The sequence below is a fragment of the Streptomyces sp. NPDC060209 genome (genome assembly GCF_042728155.1).
Taxonomy (GTDB): Bacteria; Actinomycetota; Actinomycetes; order Streptomycetales; family Streptomycetaceae; genus Streptomyces.
The window spans coordinates 23902-40883 of the sequence record NZ_JBHWZS010000009.1; the positions used below are offsets into that span (position 1 = coordinate 23902).

Genomic DNA, 16982 nt, shown 5'->3' on the forward strand with positions numbered 1-16982 from the left:
GTCCTCAAGATTCCCGACAGAGTCCGACCCGGAAGACCTGGCGCACATCTCGCCGTACCTGACCGAACACATCAACCGGTTCGGCGAGTACAGCACCCACGAACTCGGCACCCAGCCCGAGGCGTACGACCCGAAACTCGACGTCGGCTTCACCCCGCTGCGCGAGCAGGACCTGACCGCCGCCGGTCTCGGCCAGGCTGCCTGAGCCGTGAGGGAACCAGCTGGTGACGCCCTTCACGGGAGCGGGCCGGTATACCCCAGAAACCTGCTGCGAGGGTCAGCCTCCAACGCCGTGGCCCGGGCAGGTGATCCGACAGTGCTGCCGTGGGGGCGGGGTTTGTGATGGTTCTTGTGGGCCCTCGCCGTATTTCAGAGGGATACCCGCGCCGTTCTGCCAGCGGCAGAACACCGGCCGGACCGGGCTCGACGATCACTACAGTCCAGTCTCATGACGACGATTACGACGCGTACGGTCGAGTATCCGGCCGACGGTTTGACGATGATCGGGCACCTCGCGCTCCCGGCCGGCGTCGACCGCCGGCCCGCGGTGCTGCTCGGACCAGAAGGCATGGGGCTCAGCGACGTCGAGCGCCGCCGGGCCGATGCTCTCGCCGAGCTGGGATATGTAGCGCTGGCCTTCGACCTTCATGGCGGGCGCTATTTGGGCGACCCCGAGGAGATGCTGGCCCGTTGCCTGCCGCTGCTCGCTGATCCCGACCGGATGCGAGGCATCGGCCATGCGGCGCTCGATGTGTTGCGCACCGAACCGCGGACCGACCCCGACCGGATCGCCGCCGTCGGCTATGGCACAGGGGGTGCCGTCGGACTGGAACTCGGGCGCGACGGCGTCAACCTGCGCGCGATCGGGACAGTCAACGCACTGACCACGGGCCGACCGGGCGAGGCGGCGCGCATTCGCTGCCCGGTGTGGGCCGGGGTCGGGTCGGAAGACCCGATCATGCCGCCCGCGCAACGGAACGCGTTCACCGCTGAGATGCAGGCCGCGGGCGTCGACTGGCGCCTCGCGGTCTACGGCGGCGCCTTGCACGCCTTCCACCACCCGCCGGTCGGCCACCGCGTGGTCCCCGGCGTCGGCTACCACCCACGGCACGCGCAGCGAGCCTGGCGCGACGTCGTCGACCTGCTCGCCGAGTGCCTGCCCGTGACGGAGGATCTGAGTCATGACCCAGGTAGGCATGCTGGCCCCGGGTACTGACAGCGCGGACACATCGGCTACCCGTGGACTACGGAGATGATCGCGGTGGCCGACAAGCACGCAGGCGTCTACATCGACACCAGCGCCTACACCGCCCGCCGCTACCCGCCCGAGCTCATCGACTACTTGCGCGGCCGGGGCCGCAGGAAGGTGCCGTTCGGCACCAGATACCCCATGATCACCCCAAGCCGGGCGCTGGAACACATCGGTGAACTGGGCCTCGACGAGGAAGCCGCTGAGTTGTTCCTGTCCGGCAACGCACGACGAATCTTCAGTCTCTAACCTCGCCGGGTCAGCGCCGGACGAGATCCAACAGCGCCCGGCGCGTAGCGGGCACCCCCGGTTCGCTCAGCGGGGCAGGCCGACGGCGCGGGAGATGAGTGCGTCGAAGGCGCGGTCCGGGAGGATGCGGCGCAGGGCGATAAGCGGGCGTGCGCCGAAGCCGGTGGCGTAGCGGGTATTGGGGCGGCGGGCGGTAACGGCCTTGCCGATGGCGTCGGCGATGACGTTGGGCGGGGAGTTGCGTTTGGCGTTGGCCTCGGAGCGCAGCGAGTGGGCCACGGCGGTGGCCTGGGTGGAGTAGGGGCCGTCGCCGGAAGATTTCCCCAGCTTGTCGGCGGCGATGGCGCCCCACTCGGTGGCGATGCCGCCGGGTTCGATGACGACGACGTCGATGCCGAAGGGCTTGGCCTCAAGGCGCAGGCAGTCGCTCAGGGCTTCGAGGGCGAATTTTGTTCCGTGGTACCAGCCGCCGAGCGGTGTATAGATCTTGCCGCCCATTGAGGTGACGTTGACGACGGTCCCGGAGCGCTGGGCGCGCATGTGGGGCAGGACGAGCTGGGTCAGGCGCAGGGCGCCGAAGACGTTGACCTCGAACTGGTAGCGGGCCTCGTCCAGGGGGACGTCCTCGAGGGCGCCGTAGGAGCCGTAGCCGGCGTTATTGACCAGGACGTCGATGCGGCCGGTCTCGGCGGTGATGCGGTCCACGCCGGTGCGCATGGAGTCGTCGTCGGTGACGTCCATCGGCAGCGGGCGGATGCCGCGGTCGGCGAGCTCTTGGAGGCGGTCGGTGCGGCGGGCGGCTCCGTACACGGTGTAGCCGAGCTGCTGCAGTTTCAGGGCGGTGGCCTCGCCGATGCCGGACGACGCACCGGTTACGAGGGCGGTCTTGGCGGGCATGGCTAATTCCTTACGACTAGGATGAACCTTGGTTCACTATCTATCATGAGCCATGGTTCATCTTTGTGCAAATGGAAAGGGCTGACGCGTCTCATGACCCAGGCCAGGGCGCCGCGCGCCGACGCGGTCCGCAACCGCAAGAGAATCCTCGTCGCGGCCGGCGAGCAGATCACCGCACACGGCCCGGACGTCGGCATGGACGAGATAGCCGCCGCCGCGGGCGTGGCCGTGGGCACCCTGTACCGGCACTTCCCCACCAAGACCGACCTGGTCGCGGCCGTCGTCGCCGAGTACGTCGCCCGCGTCGCCGACGACGCCGAGGCTGCACTCGCACGCGTCACCGCCGGCGCCCGCGCGCTGGACGAGCTGACCGCTTTCCTCGGCCGCGTCATTGAGGCGTCCGTGACCGACCGCGCCGTCAAAGCCGCCGCCCAGGCCCTCGGCACCGAGCCCGGCGACCGTGCCGACGAGGACCGCGCGGGCAAAGCCGTAGCCGCCTTGATCCGCACCGGACAGGCCGACGGTGACGTCAACCCCGACGTCACCGTCAACGACATCTACCTGCTGTTCTCCACCGCCCCCACCGAACAACTCCCCGTCGCCCGCGCACGCTGGCTCACCCTCGTCGTTCCAGGACTGACCACCCAAGCCCGCCCTTCAGACTGAGGACCGGGATGCTCGGGCACCCGTGAAGCGTTCGGCAGCAGGCCACCCAAGCACTGTCGTTTCTCGCAACTCGTGGACAAAGCCACTGCCTACAAGTGCGAGTTCGCTCACGAGAGGGCCTTCGGGAATCCTGAACTCGCAGCGGACGGCGGGTAGTGGAATACCCCCGAAGTCCGAGTGGGTGAAAGTGCTCGACGAACCGCCTGAGGACGGATAGACCTGCGGGTCACTGAGCCTGCTCCCGCGCGTGCAGGTATGGTCCCGGGATCCGATGGGCCTCGCTGTCGGCGTCGAACCAACGTCACGTCCATGTACCACATGTGGGTCGCTCCGTTTCTCGGTCGTTCCATCGGCCGGAGCTGGGAGCTGGCCATGCCGATGGTCGAAGGCGTGTGCGGTCACGGGTTGTGGGGGCTGCTTCATACTTCAGTTGTGGACCTATCGGATGAGGGCCAGCGGCTCGATCCCGTATGGCTTGAGATCAACAACAATGTGTGTGGTGGCCTGGCAGGGGCCCCGAGCGCCAGGTTGGTGGCCGAGCACTTCATCGGGGCAGGCTGGAGCTTGAGAGCGGCTTCGTGGGAGTCGTATGAGGTCGAGACCAGCTGGTGTTGCATCGAGGTCGACCCGACCGACAAGAACACGCTTCTGAACGGGGTTGTTGATCCTCAACGGTTCGAGGATCTGGCAGCGCTGCTGTCCAGGTTCGGCCTACGGTTCAGCCTTGAGCTCTATGACGATGACGGCGAACTGCTGCGGAACATCGAAGCTGGTGCCTCGTCAGCGCCCCATGACGCAGGTCCTGGGATGCCGGCAGCGCCTCGTGGTGCAGGTCCTCGGTCTCTCAGCCGGCTGCTTGCTCCACTTGGGCTTTGGCCGAGGCGAGGCGGTAGGAACCGGTCGCGGTCTGGGTGATGTTGCCGCCGAAGGTGAGCGGGTCAATGCTGGCCGCGCGGGACCGGGGATCAGTGAACGCCTTCGTTCAGCCTTAGAACGATTGGGTTCCAGCCGATCGCCACGCCCCGGCCGGCCCCGGCGCCCTCGGCGCGACCGGGGCGGGGAGCGACGCCGTTTCAGGCCTCTGAAGGGCACTGCGGTTTCGCGGCCGTGCCGAAGCATGATTGGTGTCGCCAGGGGCTACGTTGACCTGCGGTTCCGCCTCGGCGAGGCAGGCTTGTTGTCATGGGATCCGCACGCTGCTTGTAACCGGCGAGAATTCGGCGAGGCCGTTGTCACGTGCTATGCCGGTCTTGGGCCCTCTCGCGGCACAATGACCCCCATGGTGAATAATTACTCCCGACCGGTCGGGGGTTCCTCGCTCTCCTTGTGGTCGAAGGACTCATTCCTGTCGATCGGCTCCGTGGGGTCCGTGCTGTCCATCGGTTCGGTTGGCAGCGCGCTATCCATCGGGTCCATCGGCTCTTCGATGTCCGTCGGCTCGATCGGCTCCGCCATGTCCCTGGTGTCGCTGGGGTCCATTCAGAGCACCGGAAGTGCGCTGTCCATCCAGGCGCGGCGCTCTGTACTGGCCATCGGCCCGTACCGAGTGATCAGCTCCCCAGGCACGCTCGCGCTGGTCGGATCGGGCGTGCTCGCGCTTGCCTGCGCGCTGGCCCTGCACACACGGGCCAGGCCATGAGCGGTCCGGCGGCTTCGATCTCGGTGCCAACAAAATTGCTTTGATGACAGCTAGCAAAGGCCGTGTGCGTTTCCCCCGGTGGGAGGGCCCCGTGGTGAGTTGCTGACCTGTGGGCGGCTGCCGGGATGACCCGGAACACACTGCAGCGCCTGTGGGCAGTACGCCTGCACCAAGTCCTCGACCGGGAAATCGTGGCTGTAGCCATCGCCCACGCACCGCGCAATGACCCCGGCAGGTGAGGACTGGGACGCGATTCGCGTGCCGCGCTTCCTGGGCCTGCAGGCCATCGAGCGTCTCGACCATCAGGTCGTGCCGGTCATCGTGAATCCAAGGGCCCGCAGCATCTGGTGTCGCCCGGAACTACCGGCTCCTGGAACGCAATGGCCCCGGCCGCGGTGCTCGGCGAGGGGTCCCAGGTGTTCCTGCCGGCCCGGCACAAGCAGAGACCACCCGGGCCCTACTGGCTCACCCCCGCCAGCAGCCCCTCGTCGACACCCCACCCTGCGCCCGGAATCCCTCCTGAACAGCCCCCCGGACGAAGCCCGTGATTCGCGCTTGGACCTGACCCGGCTGACCTTCGCCCAAGCCAAGGGATGGGAATGCGCCTTGTGCGGATCACGGCTCCACGCCGACCAGTCCCTGGGCATCCACCGCTCCGACACCGGCCTCCTGACCGAAGCCACCGAACTCCGGGCCTGCGCACCTGCCTGCCCGTGACGGTCAGAACCAATGCTTGAACTCGATCGGGTCTTCGGCGGACGGTACAAGCGCGGTAGTTCTTCCTCGCTCCTCTGCCTCTCCTAGAGTGCCCGTATGCCGATATCCGTACATGCGCTCGCACACCTGCCGTTGACCACAGCAGTGGTCGCTGAGTTCGTTGCCCTGGCGACTGTTCCCGTCCTGGACACCGACGACGCGATGGCTGTGGAGATGCAGCAGCGCGGATGGAGCTGGGAACACGAGCTGGTCTGCGACTCCGTCAGGACCGGATACGGACACGTCCTGTGCACGGAAGGCTATGACCCGTTCGGCCGCCCTGACGCGCGGCGCTTCCTTGTCTTCGGCGAGATGTATCCCGTTGATCCGGACGACGACAGCATGGCCAACGGCCCCTGGCTGTACGAAGTCATGGACGACTGGCAGCAGCTGCCCGGCTGGAGTGGCCGCCGGGCGTGCACAGACCAGGAGTGCGAGGCCGTTCTCACCCAGGCGGCACAGGCAGTGACCGAACACCTCGGGTCCGGTCCGGAAAGGACGCTGCTGTCGTCCGCAGCCGTTGTCACCGGGCCGCCCCTGACCCACCGCATCTGGCGCACCCCCACCCACGCTGTGGTCCTCGGGCCGGCTGCCGACAACGGCCCCTACGCCTACCTCACCCACCTGCAGCTTTCCCTCACGCCCCTTACCTGCGGCCCCGGCCTCCCGCCCGATGACGACGAAGACGGCCTGACCGCTTGGATCAGCACCCACGTTGACTGGTGACTTCGCCTCTGACGCGAGCGCCGCCGCGCCCTTTGTCAGTGGTTACGACCAGCGCATATGACCTTCTGTCATGCGAGGTGCGGCCTTGGGAGCATGAGTGCCCAGCACCGGGAGCCCGTCAGCGAACCGTCGCCGAACCCTGCCGATCGCCGCCGCATTGCTCGCTGTCTTGCTGGCCGGGTGCAACCCGCAGCTCGCTGACGAAGGTGACGCGAAGCCGTCCGCGGCGGCTGGACGCCTCGGCCGCAGCACCGTCTGGTGCGGTCGGTGGCGGCCCCGCCGAAGGTGGTCTGTCGCTCGTGGACGCCATCGCGAAGATCCCGGCCGGGGGTCGAAAGGCGAGCCGGATACGAACGCGACAGCTTCAAGCACTGGATCGACGAGGACGACGACGGGACACTCCTCGCGACCTGGACCGGCGCCTGCCCCACCTGTCACCGCGACATGCCAGACCCCCCACCAACATGACCAAGCACTACTAGTGTCGCAACGCCGCCCACAGGGTGTACGCCAGCTACGGGCACGTCGTCGCGCCGTCGACAGGATCTTTCAGGACTGAGCCTCTGCGCGGTGCTGGGGCGCCTTGACCCGCAGCACGATCAGCAGCGCGGAGGCGAGCAACACCACTCCGGAGATGGTGAATACCGTGACGACGCCGCCAATGCCGAACAGTGCGCCGCCGGCGGCAGCACCGGCGGCGATGGCAGACTGCACACCCACCACCACGAGACCGCCCGCGCTCTCTGCTTGGTCTGGCACCATACGAGTGGCCCAGTTCGACCAAGCCACCGAAACACCACCAAAAGCCATACCCCACAGGGCCACCAGCGCCACGTACCCGGCCTGACCGACGGGAATCAGCGCCAAGCTCAGTGCCGCGACGCCCATCAGTGCCGGCATCAGCGTCAGCGTCAGGCGCAGGCTGCGTTCCAGAAGCCACCCGGCGAACAGTGTGCCGACGAAGTTCGCCACGCCGAAGACGAACAGCAGCATCGCCAGCTCGTTGACATCGGCCTTGGCTACGTCCTCCAAAGCGGGCCGGACATAGGTGAACAGCGCATAGTGCCCGATGTGAACCAGCACCATGCCCGCGAGTCCCACCGCGAATCCTGGACGCCGCAGCACTGTCCACAGTGTGCCCAGTCGCGCAGTGTCGTGGGGTGCCATCGAAGGCACGGTGAACAGCTGGAAGACCAACGCCACCAAGCCGAGTGCGGTCGCCGCCACGAAGGCGCTGCGCCAGCCGGACACCTCGCCAAGGTAGCTGCCGAGTGGCACCGCCACGATGGTCGCCACCGCAATGCCACTGAAGATGATCGATACGGCACGGGGAACCAGCGCCGCCCGCACGAGGCGCATGGCTACTGCCGCCGCCAAGCTCCAGAAACCACCCAGCGCGATTCCCAAAAGTATCCGCATCACCAGAAGCACGGCCAGGCTGGAAGCCATAGCAACGAGCAGGTTGGACACGATCATCAAAATGGTGAAGCCGAGCAGCAACTTCCGCCGGTCGACTCTCCGGGTCAGGCTTGCCGTCAGCAACCCGGAGAGCACAGCTGCCACTGCCGTGACAGTCACTGCCTGCCCCACAAGGCCTTTCGACACCCCCAGATCAGCAGCCATGGGAGTCAACAGGCTGGCCGGTAGATACTCTGCGGTCAGCAACGCGAAAACACCCATCGCCAGCGAGAGCACCGCTGACCAAGAAGACGAGGCCGGTTCGGGCGGCACCACCTTCCTGTAGTCCGCGTCCTCACGGCTCGCATTCGGCCGGGCATCGGACATATCGCTGCTCATCTGTTTACATCCTCCAGTTCGCGTGAAAGTGTTTTGTCAAGACTAAGCGCGAGCTTCAGGATGATCTATGACAGAACGTACGCAATCTTTGACCGATACTCCTGGCGGTGCGGCCTACGGGCCCTTCGCTCTGTCTTCCGACCTCATCAGCGAGCTGCTGATCAGCATGCGACTGCGCGGTGTCCGGTACCACCGCATCCATCTAGGGCCACGGTTCGGTCTCCGTTTTGACGCCAAGCCAGGACGCGCCTATTTCCACTTCCTCGCGGTGGGGTCCGCGTTGATACGCACCGAGGACGGAACCCTGCACGAGCTCTCGGCCGGCAGCGTCGTGTTCATTCCGCACGGCGGAGCGCATCAGCTGCTCTCCCACCCGGACCTTCCGGTGCGGGGCATAGATGACTTCGGCGCCACCCCTCTCGATGGCGCGGTGGGTGACGTGAATGCCTGCCCGAGCACCGATCCCACGCCCAGCGCCATCTTCTTCCACGGCTGCATGGAACTTGACCTTGGCGGGATGCAGGGACTCAGCCAGCTCATGCCCGACATCATTCTGGTTGACGCCGCGGGGAAGCGGTATCCCGGACTTCTGCCTGTTCTCGCGTCGATGAAGCATGAGGTGTGTGCCGCACGCGTGGGATTCGCCGGGATTCTTGCGCGCCTCGCGGAAGTGGCGGCGGCGATGGTCGTGCGAGGCTGGGTGGAATGCGGCTGCGAGAACACCGCCGGCCTCGCGGCGGCATTGCGTGACCCTCGGCTGGCTCGCGCCATCCTGGCTCTGCACCGGCAACCGGGCCGCCAGTGGACTGTGGCGGAGCTGGCGGCGGAGTGCAATATCTCACGCTCGGTGTTCGCGCGGCACTTTCAGTCCACGATCGGTATGTCACCCCTCCGCTACGCCACCGAACTGCGGATGATCCTCGCCAGCCAGTGGCTGGCCCAGGACACCTTGCCGATCCAGGCAGTGGCGGAACGTCTCGGCTATGCCTCTCAAGCCGCCTTCAGCCGTGCCTTCAAACGCATCACCGGCCAGCCGCCCGGCGCGAGCCGAAATGCCCCCACGCTCACAGACGCCTGACGAAGGAGGGGGCTGCTTCCCTACGCCAGGCGCTGACCGACCCGACACCCACCGGCATGAGCCGCGAAGTGCGGACCCTGTACCGGGTGGTGCGGCTGGTGTGATCGGGGCGACACCGAGCGTCCGCGAGCTGGCCAAGCGGATCGCGGTGGGCCAGGACACCGGCCCTGCCGTGTACGACCCGATCGTCCCTCTGCAGACCGGCGGCGAGAAGACGCCGCTGTTCTGCGTCCACCCGGGCGTCGGCGAAGTTCCGGTCTTCGTCAACCTGGCCAAGCACTTCGTACAGGAGCGGCCCTTCTACGCGCTGCGGGCGCGCGGCTTCAACTCCGGCGAGAAGCCCTTCGAGTCCTTCGATGAAATGGCCCGTACCTACGCCGCCGCCATCCGCGAAAAGCAGCCGCACGGACCGTGCGCGCTGGCCGGCTACTCCTTCGGCTCGGCCGTGGCCTTCGAGATCGCCAAGATTCTGGAGGCCGAGGGCGAGCGGGTCGACTTCCTCGGCAGCGGATGCGGTGACCCGATTCGTGAAGGTCCCACACAATACGAAGTCCATGCCGACGGGCGCGGACCGCAGCACCCTGCTCGTGCCGCTGGTGGGTAAGGTGATCGACCTCCACGACGTACTCCATGAGTTCGTCCGCACATCCGTGCCGTTGACATCGGTGCTCTCCAGGCCCAACGGCGCCGGCTTCGGCGACTACTCCTACCTCCTCGAATTCGAGGGCCATATAGACGAGCCCCGTTAATTCAGTTGTCGCGGCCCTACGCCGACGCAAAGGCCTAATCATCTTTCTCGGCAGCTACCCGCGCGCCACACCGAACAGCTCTCCTACACGAGGTGAAACGCTATGACTCCCACACTCGCCACCGACGCGCAGGACCTTCTCTTCAAGAAGGCCCACACCGCACACACATACACCGACGAGTCGGTGACCGACGACCAGGTCACCGCCATCCACGAGCTGATCAAGAACGCTCCGACCTCGCTCAACAGCCAGCCACTGCGCGCCGTCCTGATCCGCAGCGACGAGGCACGCGCACGACTCGTCGAGTGGATGTCACCCGGCAACCAACCCAAGGTGCGCCAGGCTCAGCTCGTCGTCGTCCTCGCCGCCGACCTCGAATTCCACGAGAAGCTGTCCGAAGTCGCACCGCACGCACCGATCGCCCGTGACTTGTTCGCCGACGAGTCCATGTGGCACGACACCGCCGTGGTCAACGCCTCCCTCTAAATCGCTTACTTCTTCGTGGGAGCACGGGCCGCCGGCCTCGCCGTGGACCCCATGGCGGGCTTCGACGCCAAGGCCGTCACCGAGGAGTTCTTCCCCGGCGGGCAACACCGCGCTGGTCGTGGCGAATGTCGGCCGCCCGGGCCCGGACGCCTTTCGGCCCCGCGCACCCCGCCTGGCGTACGACGAGGTGTTCAGGAGCGTCTGACAAGACATTGGGCGCACTGGAGTTGGCGTCCTCGGACTGGGCTTCGTGCGTCTGTGGGGATGGATGGTCCCAAAGCCTGCCACCCGGAAGGGGCGCGCTACACCTGCTCCCCGTGCCCGCTGGGTCGGCCCTGATTGGGCGGAGTGCGCGGGCATCGAAAGTACCTGCTTTCCTTCCCCTCCTTGAGAGGGGAGGAGGCGCCGTTGCTGTAAGCGTCACTGGGCGGCTTCTTCGAACTCGACGGTGGTGTCGGTGCAGTTCTTGGCAAGGTTGACTTGTCGGCGGTGAACTTCCAACGCAGTTTGGTGGCCGTCCAGTCTGTAGGCGCGCTCTTCGCGGGGGCAGCCGCTGAGCGGGGTTCTTGCCGCCCATGGAGCGGTTCGACTTTGCAGTGACGGCGACCAGAGACGGTTCGGATCCGAGGTCGTTGGCGTATGCCTGGCGCCGCTCAGGGGTCCAGTCGTTTGCGCGCTGTGCCACGCTTCAACAACGGTGATCGCGACCCTTGTTCTGCTGGTCCACATGCAGCCGGTCGGGCACCTCGCCGACGAGGCCGCCCGGGCCGCACTCGCGGGCGGCGAGCTTGCCAGGCGTACGCACCCAGCTGATCGCGGACGCGGTCGCCGCCCTGCTGGTGCTCCTCACGGCAGCGTTCCTGTCGGTGTTCAAGCCGCGTGGGGTGACCCGCTAGGGGCGCCGCCGCCAGCGCGCGAGATGGCCTCCCAGCCGCGTTGAGCTCCCCCCGGCGTAGCTGCCTTTGTCAGCCGAGGGCGCCGAGGAGTTCGTTGCACGCCTGCTCGCAGGAGCGGCAGGCTTCGGCGCAGACGCGGCAGTGCTCGTGCATGTCCGCGTGCTGTCCGCATTCGTCGGCGCACGCCTTGCAGACCATGGCGCACGCCTGCAGGATCGCGGCGGTGATGTTGGCGTCGTAGCCGGTGTGCCGGGAAAGCACCGCGGCCGTCGCGGTGCAGATATCGGCGCAGTCCATGTCGGTACGGATGCACTTGGCCAGGTCACCCACCATGCCCTCGGACAGGCAGGCGTCCGCGCACGCCGTGCACGCCTGCGCGCAGGCGATGCACTCCTCGATGCAGCGGGTGAGTTTGGCCTGGTCGATGGTGCCGAGGTCGGCCGGGTAGGTGGCGAGCATGTCCTTGACGGTGCTGGACATCAGCGTGCCTCCTTGAAACGCCTGGGGTCGGCGGATCCGGGTGGGCCGCCTGCAAAAACCTCAGGCCCACCTCCAGCTAACGCCCCTCCGTGCGAATGTGCCCGGCGGCACCGTGAAGGGTGCGGCCCGGCCCGGGGCTGAGCGGATGGGTCAGTGGTAGGCGTGGACGACGGCGTGGCCCTTGCCGCGGCCGATCATCCACTTGGTGACCGGCGTCGTGATCACGAAAGCCACGGCGAAGCCGCCCAGCAGCGCCGTCCAGAACAGCGCGTCCGACAAGTGGGCGTCCATCGCACCGGGCGTCAGGGCAATGATGCCGTTGTCGACGAGTTCCATCACCGCAATCGAGACGGTGTCCGCGGCCAGGGCGACTTTGACCGCGCTCTTCCAGTCCAGGCCGGCCCGCCGGACCGCGAAGAGGGTGAAGGAGTACCGAAGGCGAACGCCAGGGCGATCGCCAGGATCATCGTCTGGACGTTGCCCCACATCAGGGCGGTACCGATGACCATGCCGAGGATCTCGCCGATGGCACAGCCGGTCAGACAGTGCAGCGTCGCCTTCGCCGCCGTCCCCCAGGATGCGCTCCCGAGCCCGTGGTCGCCGTGCGTCTGGTGCGTGGCGTGGTCGTGAGCGGCACCGGTGCGGTGTGCGCTGTGGTCCATGACCGTCAACCCCGATCCCGTCCAGCGTGACCCGCTCCCCGCGGACCCACAGCGCAAACATATACCCCTAGGGGGTATTTGCGAGCGGGTTGAGCCCCAGCCAAGGGGGTGTGCCGGGCCGCATGCCCCGGCACACCCCCTCGCCGGGTGGGTCAGCTCTTGCCGAGCAGGCTGTTCATGGTGGCGATCTCGGCGGTCTGCGAGGTGATGATGGCGTCCGCCATCGTCTTGGCCTCCGGGAAGGCGCCGTCGGCCTTCTGCGTCTTGGCCATCTCCACTGCGCCTTCATGGTGCTTGATCATCATCTCCATGAAGGCGGTGTTGAACGCCTTGCCGGACGCCTGCTTCAGGCTGTCCATCTCCTCGGGCGTCATCATGCCGCCGCCGCTGCCGTGCATGGAGTGGTCCATGGCGCCCTCGGCGGGAACCTGCTCACCCCAGGAGGTCAGCCAGCCCGACAGAGTCTTGATCTCCGGGTCCTGGGCCTCCTTGATCTCCTCGGCGAGCTTCTTGATCTCGGCGGACTCGGCCCTGCCAGGCGCGAGGTCGGCCATCTCAACGGCCTGACGGTGGTGGGGGATCATTCCCTTGGCGAACGCGGCGTCGGCGGCATTGTGCTGGCCCTGGGTGGCCGGAGCGGGCGAGGAGGCCGAGGACGACGAGCCGTGACCGTCGTGCCCGCCGGAGGCGTCGTCGCTCGACCCGCACGCGGCGAGCACGAGGGAAGCGGCGCCCGCGGCGACGACGAGGGAGGTCCGGCGGATGAGGTTCTTCTGCATGGTGGTGCGACTCCTTGGTGCGCCGCCCTGAGTGGGTGGGCGCCGATACGGAATGAGGACATGCCGGAGCGCGGCATCACTCGCCGGTCAAGCCAGGCGAGGAGGTGCCGTGCGGGTGGTCCTAGATCCGCAGGAGTTGCAGCTCGGCGAGGTCGGGCGGCGCCCGGCCGCTCTCTGGGGTCCCCGCCGCACTGCCGGGCAGCGCCACGGGTACGGGCACGGCATCGAGAGTTGCAGCCAGGACGGGCGGCGCGTACGGAACGCCGATACCGGTCGCCGCACACGTGGCGTCCGCGTGGTGATTCGCTCCGCCATCGCCGTGCGAGCAGTCTCCGACCATCGGATGGTCGGCCGACTTCGCAGGCATCATGGCGTGGCCACTGGCAACCGTCGGCTGCTTCGTGTGAGCAGATGCCGGCCCCAGGCCGTGCATTGCCAGCACACCGGCCAGCACCGCCAGCACCAGCAGCAGAAAGCCCCGCCCCGCGGGGCGACGGCTCGACGGCTGCATGGGGCTGGTCACGCGGTCATCGTACGGCGACTGCGATTCCCCCGACCTCCGGGGATCCACCGACCGCGTGAGAGGACTGTCGCTGATCCTCAGTGCGACCGTCCTACTTATGCCCACATGGCCGCGCCAACGCCGCAGGCCCGCGCCCGTGGACCTGACCGATCCTGGACGTGCGTCGTGACGGTGAGCGTGCGGGGGGCTGGATCGAGGGCAGCGTGCACATCCCGATCCACCAGGTCCACCAGCGCCTTCACGAAGTGTCCGAGAACTGGCTGGGAACAGCGGCACCCCGCCCGCGATCAGGACGTTCCGTCGCAGGGGTCACGCGGCCACCACCCCGTTCCGACCAGCCCTCCGGGCTGAACCCGCTCCCACGCACCCTCGGGCACCAGTTTCAACCGGGTCCGCATCTCCAGTTCTGAAGCGTCTGCAGATACAGGGCCGAGGTCGTCGCCGAACGGTGCCCCAGCCGGATCCGCACCCAGTTCAGCGGATCACCGGTCAGCCGCTGCTCGCCATTCATCTCGCCCAGCGCCTGAAGGTGCCCCCGTCACAGCAGCTCCAGCGTGATGACCGCGTACGAGTGCCGGAGCATATGTGGCGTCACCCGCAGCGCCACCTTCTGCGCGGCGCACCGTGCGTTGGCGTCGGCGAAGACCTGCTTCCAACCCGAGACCGACATCGGCAGCCCCCACTGGTTCAGCCTCACCATCGCCGGTTCCCACCCCTCCGGACCGGCCACCAGCAGATGGCGACGCTCCTGGGCGTCGAGCCGCGCGACCGGAACCCACCTGCCTGCGATCCGCACGGACGGCCAACGCCGGATCTTCCACCACCAGCGAGTGCCGGTTCGGGGTATAGAAGCCGCGAGCCGCCCGTAGTCGAGCATCTCCCTGCGATCCCACACCATGTAGCCCCATACGTCCCGCAGCGTCGAGACAGGCATGTACGCCGCCCGTCCAGAACGTCCTTTGGAGGTCTCGTTCGGCAGCACCGTACGGGCATTGACGATGCCCGAGCCGGGCGGTGGCAGCTCCGGCAGTCCGAAGACGGTGAGCGCCGACTGCTCGCCCAGCCGGAGGCCCGTACGGATCATGACATCGAGAAGGCCGCGTTCCGTACCGCCCACCGGCCGCGGAACTGCGAGCGCGGCAGGTCCCCGGAGTTGAACACGCACAGGCCCACGTTCCGCCACAGTCGGTAGGAGAACGGGGGAAGCCACTTCGCCTCGCGCCGCGGCCCGACATGGGACACCTCCGCCGGCACAAGCCGAGAGCCACCGCCGGACCACGGTGACGGAGCCGCGGAGCGCTGCCGGATCGGATTCATCCGTGCGAGGTCCTGCTCAAAGGCCCATAGGTAGAACTGGTTGACGGTCGCGACCTCCCGGTCCCAGGTGCTGTCCTCCACCCGGGGCCTTGCCTCATCCCGACGGCGCCACCACGCGTATGCCGCGCGGTCCTCGGCTGGCGCGTTTCGCCACCCGCATTCGCCCCGGGAGAACCACAAGAAGTTGAAGAAGGTCCGCAGCTTCCACACGTGCGCAGCCTGGGTGTTCTAAGGCGAGTGCGCCATCCACACCGAGAAGTGCCAGTTCAGCGCGACGTCGTACGCGCCTGTCGGCCCGAGAAGGAACGGCTGGCCCATCCGGGCAGCGATGTGGATGACCTCTACACGAGTGGCGAAGAGGCGGTATTCCAACGCTGCGCTACTCCTGCCCCCGTACACGAGGCAAGGACAGGTGCGAAAGGAGGCGTTTCGTCCACGGAAGAGTGATGCCGCCGGATTTGGGCGAGGATCGGATGCTTGCGTCGAGACGATAACCGTGTTCGGTGTGACCGGCCGCGACACCAAGGAGTCGTTGAAGCATGTCCAAGCCTGTTGTCAGTATCTGGGGCACCCCTCCGGGGGCTCAGCCCGCAGCCGCGGAAGCGGACCCCTGGGACACCGAGTGGGAGCTCCACCACGGGACCGCCTGGGTCTTCTACAGCTCATCCGGCCAGAGCGCCGTCCGGCGGCCGGTGATCCTCGCCGACGGCTTCGCCATGGGGCCGAGCAACGGCTACGAGCTGTACGACGGCCTGGAGAACGGGGACTACCCGTTCATCTCCACGCTGCGTGAGAACGGCTTCGACGTCATCCTCCTGGGCTTCAACGAGCGCTCCGCGTCCATCCTCGACAACGCCGACGTCGCGATCGAGTGCATCCGCAGGACGGTCGCCGACCGCGAAGGCGACGCCAGGCTGACGGTGGGCGGCTTCAGCATGGGAGGAATGGTCACCCGCTACGCCCTGGCCAAGATGGAAACGCAGGAGGAGGACCACGAGACCTCCACCTACCTCTCCTACGACACCCCGCACCGCGGGGCGTGGCTGCCCCTCGGAGTCCAGGCATTCGCCCACTTCGTGAAGGAACGCTGGGGTGACGCCAACCCGTTCCTCAGCCTCTACTCCGACCTGGTCAACAGCCCGGCCGCACGCCAGATGCTGCGCTGGCACGTCGAAACCGGCACCGAGGTCAACCTCGACGTCACCGCCGGCCAGGACCGGGAACGGACCCACTTCTTGGAAGCACTCCAGCGGGTGGGCGACTGGCCCCAGCGCCCCCGCCTGCTCGGTGTCGCCAACGGAACGGGCACCGGCGCCGGGAACAACATCCCCGCCGACGACACCGCGATGACCGCCCTCGGACCGAAGGTGAACGCCAACCTGCGCACCCAGGGCCCCGGAAAACAGACCGTCGCCCAGATCGCGGAAGCGCGCCAAGCCGCCGTCTCGATCAACACCGCCGGCTTCCCCGAACTCGACGGCGCTCCCGGCGGCCTCTTCCCCAAGGCACATCTCCTGGAAGACGCCGCCAACTACGGCTTGGCCGCCGTGCTGGCCTCAGTGGTCAACGGGCAGAAGGCGGAACCCACCCACAACACCTCCACCTTCGTCCCCACCATCAGCGCTGTGGCGTCGGCCGACATCGACGACCACACTGCCCTCTACTCCAAGGTCGACCGTGAGAGGAGCGACCTCCACGACTTCCTCTGCGCCACCACCAACGAAGGTCACACCGTCATGACCCCGGAACTCGGCCAGTGGATCCTGTCCCAGCTCCAGGAAGCGTAACCATCGGCCAGGGACGCCTCCGGCGGGCATGGCTTCCGGCAATGGCTGTAACGCTGAGCGCCAGCCGCTGACACGCCCCCGACGACGGCCTCGCCCTCCAGCGCCACGAGGACGAGGCCGTCGCCCGTGCCGCCACCGGACCCATGCCGGGTCATCGAGCAGCAGGTGGGGGTCTTCGAGTCCGGCACGGCGTAGGAACTCGATGGCATCGCGATCGCTGTAGGCGATGACGAGGATGTGCGGGGC

The 16982-nt window shown here is 67.4% G+C and carries 17 protein-coding genes and 3 pseudogenes; 10 read left to right on the forward strand and 10 right to left on the reverse strand.

Annotated elements, in window-relative coordinates; all coding sequences use genetic code 11:
- Positions 1-4 precede the first annotated feature (4 nt).
- On the reverse strand, positions 5-238 hold the full coding sequence (locus tag ACFWFI_RS03415) for a hypothetical protein (protein WP_387384891.1): 234 nt from the start codon (positions 236-238) through the stop codon (positions 5-7).
- Positions 239-448: 210 nt separating this feature from the next.
- On the opposite strand from ACFWFI_RS03415, the gene ACFWFI_RS03420 reads away from it, so the two are divergent.
- The gene (locus ACFWFI_RS03420) at positions 449-1216 is read left to right on the forward strand and encodes a dienelactone hydrolase family protein (RefSeq protein WP_387384892.1); all 768 of its coding nucleotides are present in this window, start codon (positions 449-451) and stop codon (positions 1214-1216) included.
- A 12-nt stretch (positions 1217-1228) separates the two neighbouring features.
- Positions 1229-1498 (forward strand): amidohydrolase family protein, encoded by a 270-nt coding sequence (locus tag ACFWFI_RS03425; protein ID WP_387384983.1) that lies wholly within the window; start codon positions 1229-1231, stop codon positions 1496-1498.
- A 66-nt stretch (positions 1499-1564) separates the two neighbouring features.
- Here ACFWFI_RS03425 and ACFWFI_RS03430 read toward each other — a convergent pair whose 3' ends face one another.
- A complete protein-coding gene (locus ACFWFI_RS03430; RefSeq protein ID WP_387384894.1) occupies positions 1565-2395 on the reverse strand; it encodes an oxidoreductase in 831 nt (276 codons plus the stop codon).
- Between the two features lie 93 nt (positions 2396-2488).
- Here ACFWFI_RS03430 and ACFWFI_RS03435 point away from each other — a divergent pair, with 93 nt between their 5' ends.
- The 3 genes from ACFWFI_RS03435 to ACFWFI_RS03445 all read left to right on the forward strand — a co-directional run bounded on the left by ACFWFI_RS03435 (position 2489) and on the right by ACFWFI_RS03445 (position 6182).
- Positions 2489-3061, forward strand: coding sequence for a TetR/AcrR family transcriptional regulator (locus ACFWFI_RS03435; RefSeq protein ID WP_387384896.1), 573 nt, complete (start codon positions 2489-2491; stop codon positions 3059-3061).
- 1279 nt (positions 3062-4340) lie between these two features.
- The gene (locus tag ACFWFI_RS03440) at positions 4341-4700 is read left to right on the forward strand and encodes a hypothetical protein (RefSeq protein WP_387384898.1); all 360 of its coding nucleotides are present in this window, start codon (positions 4341-4343) and stop codon (positions 4698-4700) included.
- Positions 4701-5513: 813 nt separating this feature from the next.
- Positions 5514-6182, forward strand: a complete 669-nt coding sequence (locus tag ACFWFI_RS03445) for a hypothetical protein (protein ID WP_387384900.1) — start codon at positions 5514-5516, stop codon at positions 6180-6182.
- 549 nt (positions 6183-6731) lie between these two features.
- Here the strand turns inward: ACFWFI_RS03445 and ACFWFI_RS03450 are convergent.
- Complete coding sequence (locus ACFWFI_RS03450) at positions 6732-7979, reverse strand: MFS transporter (protein ID WP_387384902.1); 1248 nt, start codon at positions 7977-7979, stop codon at positions 6732-6734.
- 67 nt (positions 7980-8046) lie between these two features.
- Here ACFWFI_RS03450 and ACFWFI_RS03455 point away from each other — a divergent pair, with 67 nt between their 5' ends.
- The 4 genes and pseudogenes from ACFWFI_RS03455 to ACFWFI_RS03470 all read left to right on the forward strand — a co-directional run bounded on the left by ACFWFI_RS03455 (position 8047) and on the right by ACFWFI_RS03470 (position 10497).
- Positions 8047-9057: an AraC family transcriptional regulator gene (locus ACFWFI_RS03455; protein ID WP_387384904.1), complete on the forward strand. Its 1011-nt coding sequence runs from the start codon at positions 8047-8049 to the stop codon at positions 9055-9057.
- A 115-nt stretch (positions 9058-9172) separates the two neighbouring features.
- Positions 9173-9565, forward strand: a pseudogene (locus ACFWFI_RS03460) (thioesterase domain-containing protein); the annotation flags it as partial.
- A gap of 79 nt (positions 9566-9644) precedes the next feature.
- The gene (locus ACFWFI_RS03465) at positions 9645-9806 is read left to right on the forward strand and encodes an ACT domain-containing protein (RefSeq protein ID WP_387384906.1); all 162 of its coding nucleotides are present in this window, start codon (positions 9645-9647) and stop codon (positions 9804-9806) included.
- A gap of 102 nt (positions 9807-9908) precedes the next feature.
- Positions 9909-10497 (forward strand): annotated as a pseudogene (locus ACFWFI_RS03470) (malonic semialdehyde reductase).
- A 483-nt stretch (positions 10498-10980) separates the two neighbouring features.
- On the opposite strand, the gene ACFWFI_RS03475 reads toward ACFWFI_RS03470, so the two are convergent.
- The 7 genes and pseudogenes from ACFWFI_RS03475 to ACFWFI_RS03505 form a co-directional block, all read right to left on the reverse strand.
- The gene (locus tag ACFWFI_RS03475) at positions 10981-11142 is read right to left on the reverse strand and encodes a hypothetical protein (protein WP_387384907.1); all 162 of its coding nucleotides are present in this window, start codon (positions 11140-11142) and stop codon (positions 10981-10983) included.
- Between the two features lie 115 nt (positions 11143-11257).
- Positions 11258-11668 carry a four-helix bundle copper-binding protein gene (locus ACFWFI_RS03480; protein WP_387384909.1) on the reverse strand — a complete coding sequence of 137 codons (411 nt, stop codon included), beginning with the start codon at positions 11666-11668 and terminating at the stop codon, positions 11258-11260.
- Between the two features lie 150 nt (positions 11669-11818).
- Positions 11819-12330, reverse strand: a pseudogene (locus tag ACFWFI_RS03485) (DUF4396 domain-containing protein).
- 152 nt (positions 12331-12482) lie between these two features.
- The gene (locus ACFWFI_RS03490; protein ID WP_387384911.1) at positions 12483-13109 is read right to left on the reverse strand and encodes a DUF305 domain-containing protein; all 627 of its coding nucleotides are present in this window, start codon (positions 13107-13109) and stop codon (positions 12483-12485) included.
- Between the two features lie 121 nt (positions 13110-13230).
- Entirely contained in the window at positions 13231-13632 is a 402-nt protein-coding gene (locus ACFWFI_RS03495) for a DUF6153 family protein (RefSeq protein WP_387384914.1), read from the reverse strand.
- A gap of 538 nt (positions 13633-14170) precedes the next feature.
- The gene (locus ACFWFI_RS03500) at positions 14171-14716 is read right to left on the reverse strand and encodes a hypothetical protein (RefSeq protein ID WP_387384917.1); all 546 of its coding nucleotides are present in this window, start codon (positions 14714-14716) and stop codon (positions 14171-14173) included.
- Between the two features lie 461 nt (positions 14717-15177).
- A complete protein-coding gene (locus ACFWFI_RS03505; protein WP_387384919.1) occupies positions 15178-15321 on the reverse strand; it encodes a hypothetical protein in 144 nt (47 codons plus the stop codon).
- Positions 15322-15488: 167 nt separating this feature from the next.
- Here ACFWFI_RS03505 and ACFWFI_RS03510 point away from each other — a divergent pair, with 167 nt between their 5' ends.
- Positions 15489-16736: an esterase/lipase family protein gene (locus ACFWFI_RS03510; protein ID WP_387384922.1), complete on the forward strand. Its 1248-nt coding sequence runs from the start codon at positions 15489-15491 to the stop codon at positions 16734-16736.
- Positions 16737-16982 lie beyond the last annotated feature (246 nt).

Bases quoted from the DNA above. Each gene is read 5' to 3' on its own strand.
- ACFWFI_RS03420 (WP_387384892.1), top strand. From the start codon at position 449: ATGACGACGATTACGACGCGTACGGTCGAGTATCCGGCCGACGGTTTG.
- ACFWFI_RS03430 (WP_387384894.1), bottom strand. From the start codon at position 2,395: ATGCCCGCCAAGACCGCCCTCGTAACCGGTGCGTCGTCCGGCATCGGC.
- ACFWFI_RS03435 (WP_387384896.1), top strand. From the start codon at position 2,489: ATGACCCAGGCCAGGGCGCCGCGCGCCGACGCGGTCCGCAACCGCAAG.
- ACFWFI_RS03440 (WP_387384898.1), top strand. From the start codon at position 4,341: ATGGTGAATAATTACTCCCGACCGGTCGGGGGTTCCTCGCTCTCCTTG.
- ACFWFI_RS03445 (WP_387384900.1), top strand. From the start codon at position 5,514: ATGCCGATATCCGTACATGCGCTCGCACACCTGCCGTTGACCACAGCA.
- ACFWFI_RS03450 (WP_387384902.1), bottom strand. From the start codon at position 7,979: ATGAGCAGCGATATGTCCGATGCCCGGCCGAATGCGAGCCGTGAGGAC.
- ACFWFI_RS03455 (WP_387384904.1), top strand. From the start codon at position 8,047: ATGACAGAACGTACGCAATCTTTGACCGATACTCCTGGCGGTGCGGCC.
- ACFWFI_RS03480 (WP_387384909.1), bottom strand. From the start codon at position 11,668: ATGTCCAGCACCGTCAAGGACATGCTCGCCACCTACCCGGCCGACCTC.
- ACFWFI_RS03490 (WP_387384911.1), bottom strand. From the start codon at position 13,109: ATGCAGAAGAACCTCATCCGCCGGACCTCCCTCGTCGTCGCCGCGGGC.
- ACFWFI_RS03500 (WP_387384917.1), bottom strand. From the start codon at position 14,716: ATGATCCGTACGGGCCTCCGGCTGGGCGAGCAGTCGGCGCTCACCGTC.
- ACFWFI_RS03510 (WP_387384922.1), top strand. From the start codon at position 15,489: ATGTCCAAGCCTGTTGTCAGTATCTGGGGCACCCCTCCGGGGGCTCAG.